The 9,409-nt window shown below is 70.8% G+C and carries 8 protein-coding genes and 1 pseudogene; 5 read left to right on the top strand and 4 right to left on the bottom strand.

What is annotated here, in order from left to right:
• Window positions 1-658: pseudogene (locus FL311_RS18365) on the top strand (AMP-binding protein); the annotation flags it as partial.
• Between the two features lie 317 nt (window positions 659-975).
• Complete coding sequence (locus tag FL311_RS18360; RefSeq protein ID WP_141326547.1) at window positions 976-2,073, top strand: NAD(P)/FAD-dependent oxidoreductase; 1,098 nt, start codon at window positions 976-978, stop codon at window positions 2,071-2,073.
• A gap of 8 nt (window positions 2,074-2,081) precedes the next feature.
• On the opposite strand, the gene FL311_RS18355 is transcribed toward FL311_RS18360, so the two are convergent.
• The gene (locus FL311_RS18355) at window positions 2,082-2,726 is read right to left on the bottom strand and encodes a TetR/AcrR family transcriptional regulator (RefSeq protein ID WP_141326545.1); all 645 of its coding nucleotides are present in this window, start codon (window positions 2,724-2,726) and stop codon (window positions 2,082-2,084) included.
• Between the two features lie 90 nt (window positions 2,727-2,816).
• Here FL311_RS18355 and FL311_RS18350 point away from each other — a divergent pair, with 90 nt between their 5' ends.
• Together FL311_RS18350 and FL311_RS18345 are read left to right on the top strand one after the other, a co-directional pair.
• Complete coding sequence (locus FL311_RS18350; protein WP_141326543.1) at window positions 2,817-3,860, top strand: SDR family oxidoreductase; 1,044 nt, start codon at window positions 2,817-2,819, stop codon at window positions 3,858-3,860.
• A gap of 97 nt (window positions 3,861-3,957) precedes the next feature.
• Window positions 3,958-5,067 (top strand): MBL fold metallo-hydrolase, encoded by a 1,110-nt coding sequence (locus FL311_RS18345; protein WP_141326541.1) that lies wholly within the window; start codon window positions 3,958-3,960, stop codon window positions 5,065-5,067.
• A 3-nt stretch (window positions 5,068-5,070) separates the two neighbouring features.
• Here FL311_RS18345 and FL311_RS18340 read toward each other — a convergent pair whose 3' ends face one another.
• The 3 genes from FL311_RS18340 to FL311_RS18330 all read right to left on the bottom strand — a co-directional run bounded on the left by FL311_RS18340 (window position 5,071) and on the right by FL311_RS18330 (window position 8,284).
• The gene (locus FL311_RS18340) at window positions 5,071-6,426 is read right to left on the bottom strand and encodes a hypothetical protein (RefSeq protein WP_141326539.1); all 1,356 of its coding nucleotides are present in this window, start codon (window positions 6,424-6,426) and stop codon (window positions 5,071-5,073) included.
• Window positions 6,427-6,578: 152 nt separating this feature from the next.
• On the bottom strand, window positions 6,579-6,929 hold the full coding sequence (locus tag FL311_RS18335) for a DUF2019 domain-containing protein (protein ID WP_141326537.1): 351 nt from the start codon (window positions 6,927-6,929) through the stop codon (window positions 6,579-6,581).
• Window positions 6,929-8,284 (bottom strand): hypothetical protein, encoded by a 1,356-nt coding sequence (locus FL311_RS18330; protein WP_141326535.1) that lies wholly within the window; start codon window positions 8,282-8,284, stop codon window positions 6,929-6,931. Before FL311_RS18330 ends, FL311_RS18335 begins: the two co-directional genes overlap by 1 nt.
• Before the next feature lie 83 nt (window positions 8,285-8,367).
• Between FL311_RS18330 and FL311_RS18325 the strand changes: the two genes are divergently transcribed.
• Entirely contained in the window at window positions 8,368-9,309 is a 942-nt protein-coding gene (locus FL311_RS18325; RefSeq protein ID WP_141326533.1) for an alkaline phosphatase family protein, read from the top strand.
• Window positions 9,310-9,409: the final 100 nt, after the last annotated feature.

The raw sequence follows: 9,409 nt of genomic DNA, 5'->3' as shown, positions 1-9,409 counted from the left end.
GAGGCTGGTGAGCGTGGGCTCGCCGGTGGCGGGCTTCGAGGTGGAGGTTCGCGACGAGCAGGGCGGGGTGTTGCCGGACCAGCGCGTGGGGAAGGTCTTCACGCGTGGGCCGTCGCTGATGAGCGGCTACTTCGGGGATGCGCTGTCCACGCGGCGCGCGCTGACGCTGGACGGGTGGCTGGACACGGGAGACCTGGGCTTCATCGCGGAGGGGGAGCTGTACCTGACGGGCCGCGCGAAGGACGTGGTCATCATCCGCGGGGCGAACCACGCGCCGCAGTCCTTCGAGGAGCCGCTCCAGTCGGTGGAGGGCGTGCGCACGGGGTGCGCGGTCGCGCTCGGCTTCACGCCCGAGGGGGGACAGGACGAGGCGCTGCTCATCCTCGCGGAGCGGGGCGGGACGGACGTCGACGAGGCCGTGGAGGAGCGCATCCGCGCGGCGGTGGTGGAGGCCACGGGCGTGCGTCCGCACACGGTGAAGCTGCTGGAGCCGGGGACGCTGCCGCGCACGTCGAGCGGGAAGCTGCGCCGGATGGAGGCGCTGCGGCGGCACCTCGCCGGAGAGCTGTCGCCGCCGAAGAAGGTGGGCATGGTGGGCATGGCGGTGGAGATGGCGCGCAGCGCGCTCGCCATGGCGCGGGCGGAGCACGACACGTGAGTCGTCGACTCTCCGGAGCGCCGTCGCCGCCGAGGCAGGCGCGCATTGCGGCGGAGATGGCGCACGGCGTGCTCGCCATGGCGCGGGCGGGGCACGACACGTGAGCCGTCGACTCCCGGAGAGGATGGGCCAGGAGCTTCGTTCGTGAGACGCCGCGCCGCGCTTGCCCTGGCGGGAGACGCCCGCCCGAGCATCCCCTGCGCGACAGGTGGCGAGCGGCCGAGCATCAGGCGGGGCCCTGGCCGGTCACGAGCACCGCGCGGCGCCCGGACGTGGCGCCATTGCGCGGAGGCGGGGTCTCTGGCGGAGTTCGCGCCATGAGTCGGTATGACGTCGCGGTGGTGGGAGGAGGCCCGGCAGGGCTCGCCGTGGCCATCCACGCCGCGACGCGGGGACTGAACACCGTGGTCCTGGAGCGAGCCTCCTTCCCGGCCGACAAGGCCTGCGGCGAGGGGCTGATGCCCGCGGGGCTCGCGGCCCTGGAGCGGCTGGGCGCGCTCGCTCACCTGGACCGCTCGCAGAGCGCGCCGTTCGTGGGCATCCGCTACGTGCAGGAGGATGGCAGCACGGCGGAGGGGCTCCTCCCCGCGCCAGGAGGGCTCGGCGTGCGTCGGGTGGCGCTCGCTGAGGCGCTCGTCACCCGCGCGCGCGAAGCGGGCGCCGAGCTCCGTGAGCGCACCCACGTGGTGTCGCATCGCCGCGTCGGCGACGGCGTGACGCTGGAGCTGGTCGACGGAGAGGTCCAGGCGCGGATGCTGGTGGCCGCGGACGGGCTCGCCTCACCCCTGCGGCGCGCGGAGGGACTCGAGCTGGACGCCCAGGGGCCTCGCCGCTTCGGCCTGCGCCGCCACTTCCAGCTCGAACCCTGGACCCCCTACGTCGAGGTGCACTTCGCGAACGGCGTGGAGGCCTACGTCACGCCCGCGGGCGCCCGGCGCGTGGGGCTCGCCTTCCTCTGGGAGGACGGAGGCGTGGAGGGGCGCGTGGGCTTCGAGACGCTGCTGTCCCGCTTCCCGAAGCTCGAGGCGCGCCTGTCCGCCGCGACGCCGGACTCCCAGGTGCGAGGCGCGGGTCCGCTGGCGCGCGTGGCCCGCGTGCGCGTGGCGGACCGCTTCGCCCTGGTGGGCGACGCCGCGGGCTACGTGGACGCGCTCACCGGAGAAGGCCTCTCCCTCGCCTTCTCCTGCGCGGAGTCGCTGGGCGCGCTCCTGCCGGACGCGCTCGCGAGAGGAGCGACGCGCGACGTGCTCCAGCCCTACGAGGCGCGCTTCCAGCAGGTGTTCCGCAAGTACGCCTGGGCCACGCGCTCACTCCTGATGCTGGCGCGCCGTCCCTGGCTGCGACGCCCCATCGTCCGGATGCTCGGCCACAGCCCGTGGCTCTTCGAGCGCATCCTCCGCACCGTCGTCGGCTGAGCCGCGCCTCACGGCGCCTTGCCCACCACCCACCCGACGAACATCTCCGACGAGCGCTCCAGCAGCGGCTCGATGGAATCACTCTGGCTCTTCTTTCGCAGCGGCCCCTCGTTCCACAGCGACGCGAGCCCGTGCACCCAGGACCAGATGGTGAAGGCCAGGATGTCCATGTCCACCTTGCCCCCCGAGGCCACGCGGACCTCCTGCGCCAGCTCCCGCAGCCGCGCGTAGGCGCGCATGCCCTCCGTGTGGACGCCCGCGTACTTCTCCTCGTCGCTCCACTCCTGCCGGAACATCACCCGGTAGTGCGCCGGGTGCTCCACCGCGAAGCGCACGTAGCACCGCGCGAGCGCCTTGAGCTGGCCGTCGATGCGCGGCGCCCGGGCCTTCGTCATCGCCTCATCCATCCGCGCGTTGAGCGCCCGATACCCCTCCTCCGCCACCGCCGCCAGCAGCGCGTCCTTGTCCCGGAAGTGGTGATACGGCGCCGCCGCCGTGACGCCCGCGCGCCGCGCCACCTCCCGCAACGACACCGCGCCCACGTCCTCCGTCGCGATGAGCTTCAGCGTCGCGTCCACCAGCGCCTGCCGCAAATCTCCGTGGTGGTACGTGCGCCGCTTGGGCGCCGCCGCCTTCTTCGCCCGGGTCGTCATCGCCCCAGCCTCCTTGCCCGCCCGTTCATCTTGACAGTGTTCAGACTGGCTCTTATTTGAACATCGTTCACATTAACGGGGAGCCGCTGGATGCGCGCATTCGTGACGGGCAGTACGGGGCTGTTGGGCAACAACGTGGTGCGGGCGTTGGTGGCGGGAGGGCACACGGTGCGGGCGCTGGCGCGCTCGCCGGCGAAGGCGCGCCAGGTGCTCGGTGGGCTGTCCGGCGTGGAGGTGGTGGAAGGGGACATGTTGGACGTGAAGGGCTTCGCGGCCGCGCTGGAAGGTTGTGACGTGGTCATCCACACGGCGGCGTACTTCCGCGAATACTACGCGGCGGGAGACCACTGGCCGAAGCTGTATGCCATCAACGTGACGGCCACGGTGGCGCTGGCGGAGGAGGCCCAGAAGCGCGGGGTGAAGCGCTTCGTGGACATCAGCTCCTCGGGCACGGTGGGGGCCAAGGCGGACGGCTCGCCCGGAGACGAGTCGACGCCGCCCGCGGCGCTGCTCGCCGGCAACCTGTACTTCAAGAGCAAGGTGGAGTCGGAGCGGGAGCTCAACGCCTTCAGCGCGCGCACGGGCCTGGACGTGGTCTACATCCTGCCGGGGTGGATGTTCGGTCCCGGGGACGCGGGGCCCACCGCCGCGGGGCAGCTCATCCTGGACCTGGCCGCGGGGAAGATGCCGGCCCTGCTCGAAGGGGGCTCGTGCCTGGTGGACGCGCGCGACGTGGCCGAGGCCACCGTGGTGGCGGCCCAGAAGGGGCGCTCGGGGGAGCGCTACCTGGTGGGCGGCGAGTTCGTGGACCTGGGCACGCTGACGCGGACGATTGAGGCGGTGTCGGGCATCCCCGCGCCGCGCAGGGTGCTGCCCCACGCGCTGGCGCTGATGTTGGGCGCGCTGGCGCAGACGTGGGCCCGGCTGACGGGGGGCGAGACGGCGCTGACGGTGGAGGGGGTGCGCGTGATGCGCGCGAAGCTGCGGGTGGACTCGTCCAAGGCGAAGCGGGAGCTGGGGGTGCGCTTCCGCCCGCTGGAGCAGACGCTGCGCGACACGGTGGACTGGCTGCGTGAGCACAAGCCCCAGATGGCGTCCGCCGCGAAGCGTCCTCGGGTGGCCACGTCCTCCTGAAGAGTCCTGCGCGGCCGCGTGCCCGCCATTACGATGCAGACCCGCCTGCGCCCTGACCGGAGGGCGTGGCCGTTGGCTTCGATGGAGCGTCGTCCCCATGCCCCACGCGTCCCTGGTCCGTTGGTTTCCCGCATCGACCGCCCTGTGGGGCCTGCTCGCCTGCGCGCCGCTCGTGGGCGGCTGCCTCTTCGCGGGTCCCAGCCACCGGGGGCCGCCGATGGCGCACTTCGACGGGGAGAAGTTCCAGAACCTCGGTGACGCGCCGATGCTGTCGGTGTCCGAGCTGATTGGCGCGGCGCTCAAGGAGCCTCGCGGCGAGTGGCGCGAGTACGAGGACCTCCCCCCCGGCAGGCCCCCGCCCGAGCGCGTGGGCCCGGGCAAGCTCAAGGTCACGCTCATCAACCACGCCACCGTGCTCATCCAGGCGGACGGGGTGAATGTGCTGACGGACCCCATCTACTCGGAGCGGCCCAGCCCGGTGCCGTGGGTGGGGCCCAAGCGGGTGCATCCGCCGGGCATCCGCTTCGAGGACCTGCCGCCCATCGACGTGGTGGTGGTGAGCCACAACCACTACGACCACCTGGACCTGCCCACGCTGCGCAGGCTGGAGGCGGCGCACCATCCGCGCTTCATCGTCGGGCTGGGCAACAAGGCGCTCCTGGATGACGAGGGCTTCCGGCACGTGGAGGAGCTGGACTGGTGGCAGGCCACGCGGGTGACGCCGGAGGTGTCGGTGACGGCGGTGCCCGCGCAGCACCGCTCGAACCGGGGGCTGACGGACCAGGCGGAGACGCTGTGGGCCGGGTACGTGGTGTCGACGACGGGCGGGCCGGCGTTCTTCGCGGGGGACACGGGCTTCGGTCCGCACTTCGCGATGATGGCCGCGCGCTTCGGGCCCATGCGGTTGTCGGTGTTGCCGATTGGGGCCTACCGGCCGCGTGTGCTCCACACGGTGCACATGGGGCCGCGCGAGGCGCTGGATGCGCACAAGGTGCTCGGCTCCTCCACGTCGGTGGCCATGCACCACAACACCTTCCCCATGGCCTTCGACGGACAGGACGAGGCGAAGTTCCTGCTGTTGCGGCTGCTCGCGCGCGAGGAGGTGCGCCCGCGCTTCTGGGCGCTGGGCTTCGGTGAGGGGCGCTTCGTGGAGCCCCTGCCCCAGACGCCCGCCGCGGTGGCGAGCGTGTGCCCGGCGGAGCGGTAGGCGTCAGCGGTTGTAGGGCTTCTCCTGCACCCAGTGGAAGCCGCGTCCGCGCAGCTCGAAGTTCGAGATGTCCACCGGCTTGAGTCGAACGTGGACCTTGGCGCCGTCGACCTCGCCCTCGAGCACGAAGTGCTCCGCATCCGGCGACTCGCGCTTCAGGGTGGCCACGGGCTTCGCGTCGTCGCCCCGTCCCGACATGAGGAGGATGGACTTGCCGGCCTCGCCCTCCTTGACCGGGAAGTAGCGGCGCACGTCATTCATCAGCCGGGCGGCCACCACGTTGCGGCCGACGGACACGGCGCGCCAGCGATGCGGGTCCGTCAGGAGGGGCGGGAGCTCCTGGCCGTCCCGGGTGAAGGACTCGACCTTGTAGAGGCCTCCGAAGGGTGGCGGGGGCGCGCCGTCACCCCACTGGGTGTAGCGCTCGTGGCCCCTGGTGATGTTGTTGTGGAGCAGCCAGCCGATGAAGAGGACCTTCACGGCACGCGAGGCCCAGAGGACGCGCGGGGAGAGGGTGAAGGGGAGCTCGAGGGACGCGGGCTGGGTGGCGCGGTTGAGGACGAAGACGTTGGCGAGCCGGCGCAGGTCCGGCAGCGTGAGGAAGACGGCGAAGAGCAGGAGCTGGGTGGAGTAGAGCTTGACGGGGACGTCGTAGAAGAAGTTCAGCGCGACGACGTTGGACATGACGCCGATGACCACCAGCGCTCCGAGCGTGGTGGTGCGACGGGCGAGCAGCAGCAGGCCGCCCAGCACCTCGGCGCCTCCGGTGAAGAGGTTGTAGCCGGGGGAGTGGCCCATGAAGGTCCACAACAGGCCCATGGGAGAGAAGTCGCCGAGGGACTGGGTGAGCCGCTCGACGGACGCCATGGGGAACTGCGACTTGAAGACCTTGGAGAAGCCGTAGCCCAGCATGGGGACGGCCAGCAGGTAGCGCACGTAGAGGTGCAGCAGGGCGTGGGCCTTCTCGTGGCGCGGACGCCGCCGGTCGACGAGGGACCACACGCCGGTCGCGACGAGGGCGAGCGCGAGGAAGACGGCGGTCTGGGCATAGTCGATGGCCTTGTCGCCGCTGCCCGTCTGCGCGAGAGAGAGCTCGCCCTGGTAGCCGGCCACGTTGCGGGTGACCCAGGGGACCACGAGGTTCCAGAAGTCGGAGACGGCCTCGGAGATGGGCGCGCCGACGACGGGGACGACGTACACCGGGAAGGGGAAGGCGTAGAGGAGGACGTAGGCGCAGACGAAGCGGAAGCCGAGCCGCTTCGCCAGGCTCCACGGAGGAAGGGACGGCTCGGGCGCGACGGTGGGCGTCACGGGCGCGACGGGCTCGGGCGCGGAAGGGATGGGGGCGGCGGTGGTCATGGCGGCCTCGGACCGCCGAGCGTAGCCAGGGGCATCGCGCGGACTCAAAAGGTGGTTGTCCGGCGGGGTGACGCAATGCGTGGCACGTCCCCTCGAAGACGCCCCTGTTCGAGTCCGGTGGCACCAAGGGCTCGGCGGGCGCGCGGGCTCCGCTAACCCGGGTCGAGTGCCCAGGTGCCATCCTCCCATCGTCGGAGTGTCATGGTCGCTCCGATGGCAGCAACCCCTCCCTCGTTCGCTGCCGCTTCCAGTACCGCCTTGGCTTCTGCCGTCCGGTAGCAAAGCAGGAATGCCGCCGCCATGGCGCGAACGTCTGTGCGCGGGTGTTTCAGCAGCACGGCTAGGGCGTCTCGCCCATTGTCCCCCTGTTCGCGTAGCGCCTGAAGCGCGGCGGTGTACTGCTTGGCGTGTTTGTTCCCCGCTCTGGAATCTCCTTGATGAATGGCATCCGTCTGGGCCGCGACATTCCGAGCGAACTGCTCGACCAGTTCTTCCAACGTCATCACCAGACCCTCTTCTTCACGTTCTCGATGGCCAACAGCCCGAACTCGCGTTGGACCTCGTGGGATTGTGTGCTCAGCCACTGCCGTACGGTCTGCGTGAACGAATGAGTCATGTCATAGCGGACCGACGAATAGAGGGAACTGATCTTGGTGTGCAGGCTCTTGTCCAGCGAGATGATGTTCTCGGTGTTGTGGAGGGACTGGGGGCCGAAGCGCTTCACGTTGCCTGGAGTCTGCTCGACGATGTGGTGCCACTCCTTGTTCTTGCCTGCCGGGCCCATGGCCTTCTTGAAGCCACTGAACGAGCCCCAGGCCTTGTAGCCCGTAGGACGCGCCTTGGCGGAGGCGCCGTCGCCCGTGCCGCTGGCCGCCATGGCCACCGCGCCGGGCGCGAGAGCGATGGTGACGGTCTCGGCGCTCACGGCCACCGTTCCCACCTCCGCGACCGCTGCGAGCCTGATGCCCATTTGTGCTTCGGCCTGCACCGCCGCCTGCGCTGCGCCGGGGAGCGTTGGCACCTTCGCCCCCAGCCCCGCCGCCGTGTTCCCAATCGCGGCCATGGCCAACATGGCGAACGCACGCGCCGCGTTGCGGCCCATGACCTCGCCGTAGCGCTCCCCCGCCTCGCGCAGTTCGTCGAACGTGGTAGCCCGTTCCGCCTCCTCAACCAGCCGCTTGAAGCCCACGATGAGGCTCCAGAACGTATCGAACCCCACGTAGGCAATGAGTGAGGCTGTCATCACGGCGGCCACACCCTTCGAGAATGGCTCGGGCACCGCGAGCAAGACGCAGTACGTGGTCCACGTCCAAAGAACCGCCGCCATCATGGCCTGGGGGTCGGCCATGTCCTTGAAGGCGTCCATCATCTCGTCCCACACGGCGCCCTGGGCCATGGCCATGGCCATGGCGTAGCGTCCATCCCCGGTGACCGTGGGATTCTCCACCAGGAGGCGCAGGCAGTCGCCGGGCCTGCTCGTGCGCTCGCACCAGCGCAGGTAGCCGCGCGTCAACTCCACATCCATCGCGAGGGGTTCACCCTCCAGGTGTTCGCCCGGTCCCAGCGGAATGACACGGTGACTGCGCGGCTCGTACTGGTACGAGCCGCCACGCGAATCCACCGCGAACAATCGCCGGGCCGTCTCCTGGGGACGGGTGGATGGCTGCCCGCTCCGGGCCAGTGCTTCCACGGCCTCAACGAAGGCCTCTTCGTCCATCTCCACCGGGACGGTATCGCCGTCGCGTAGGGCGAGGACAATGGGCTCGCTGTGGCCCATGTGCAGGCGCACGGACTTCGTGGTGCCGCTGCATCCGGCCAGCATCACGAACAGTAGGGGAATCGACCATCGCGGCAGCATGCGGAGCCCTCTTGTCGCTGGACCCCATTCGGCGGGAGCCCATCGTCGACGGAAGGTCGTGCAGTACCAGATAGCGCTGACAGGTGCGCGGGACCGAATCGGTGCTGGGGCGGACGTTCCCCCATCCGCTGACGACGGAGGAGGTGTTCCTGTACACGTCGCTGGGGGCGGAGAAGTTGTTCGAGCTCGCGCTCGCGGGCGTGAAGGCGGAGCAGCTGGGCAAGCGCCCCGGTGCGAGGGATTTGCTGGCCAGCGGCATGTCGAGCGTGGACGTGGTGAGCCACAGCTTCGGGCCGGAGAGTCACGAGACGGTGGACATGCTCTTGCGGTTGGACCGGGCGCTGGCCGCGTTCCTGGAGGCGATGGACCGCGAGGTGGGGCTGTCGAAGGTGTTGGTCGCGATGAGCGTGGACCATGGGATGGCGCCCGCGCCCGCGCGCGCCGAGCAGCGGTTGTCGGCGGAGACGGTGACGCGCGCGGTGGACGTCGCGATGGATGGGGCCTTCGGCGCGGAGGACTGGGTGGAGGCGTTCAGCGCGCCGCACCTGTATCTGCGACAGGCGCGGTTGAAGGCGCGAGGTGTGTCGCTGGAGAAGGCGGCCGAGGTGGCGAAGAAGGCGGCGCGTGCGGTGCCGGGAATCGCGGAGGTGGTGTCGGCGACGGAGGTGAGCGCGGACCGGGCGGAGGGTTTCGCCCGGAGGGTGCGACAGGAGTACGTGCCCACGCGCTCGGGAGAGCTGGTGCTCATCGCGGACCCGCATGTGCTGCTCGCGCCGGATGACGACCATGCGAGCACGCACGGGACGCCCTACGAGTACGACACACACGTGCCGCTCCTCTTCTACGGACAGGGACTGCCCGCCGCGCGACACGGGCGCGCCGTGACGCCGCTGGACCTGGCGCCCACCCTTGCCACGTGGCTGGGCGTGACGCTGCCGGAGGCCTCGGGGCTGCCGCTCTGTGAGGTGCTGCCCCCACGCGCGGGAACGCCCGCAGCGTGCTTGGAGCCTGCGGCTGCACGGTGATGCGAGGGGCTCGCGGCGATGCTGAAGCCACCGTGAGGCGCTGCCCCCACGAGTGGGCACGCCCGCAGCGTGCTTGGAGCCTGCGGCTGCACGGTGATGC

It is taken from the genome of Myxococcus sp. AB025B (assembly GCF_006518215.1).
GTDB classification, from domain to species: domain Bacteria; phylum Myxococcota; class Myxococcia; order Myxococcales; family Myxococcaceae; genus Myxococcus; species Myxococcus fulvus.
Note: the sequence above shows the minus strand (reverse complement) of the source record. Positions and strands in the feature narration are given on the sequence as shown.

Bases quoted from the DNA above. Each gene is read 5' to 3' on its own strand.
- FL311_RS18360 (WP_141326547.1), top strand. From the start codon at position 976: ATGAGTCGGTATGACGTCGCGGTGGTGGGAGGAGGCCCGGCAGGGCTC.
- FL311_RS18355 (WP_141326545.1), bottom strand. From the start codon at position 2,726: ATGACGACCCGGGCGAAGAAGGCGGCGGCGCCCAAGCGGCGCACGTAC.
- FL311_RS18350 (WP_141326543.1), top strand. From the start codon at position 2,817: ATGCGCGCATTCGTGACGGGCAGTACGGGGCTGTTGGGCAACAACGTG.
- FL311_RS18345 (WP_141326541.1), top strand. From the start codon at position 3,958: ATGCCCCACGCGTCCCTGGTCCGTTGGTTTCCCGCATCGACCGCCCTG.
- FL311_RS18340 (WP_141326539.1), bottom strand. From the start codon at position 6,426: ATGACCACCGCCGCCCCCATCCCTTCCGCGCCCGAGCCCGTCGCGCCC.
- FL311_RS18335 (WP_141326537.1), bottom strand. From the start codon at position 6,929: ATGACGTTGGAAGAACTGGTCGAGCAGTTCGCTCGGAATGTCGCGGCC.
- FL311_RS18330 (WP_141326535.1), bottom strand. From the start codon at position 8,284: ATGCTGCCGCGATGGTCGATTCCCCTACTGTTCGTGATGCTGGCCGGA.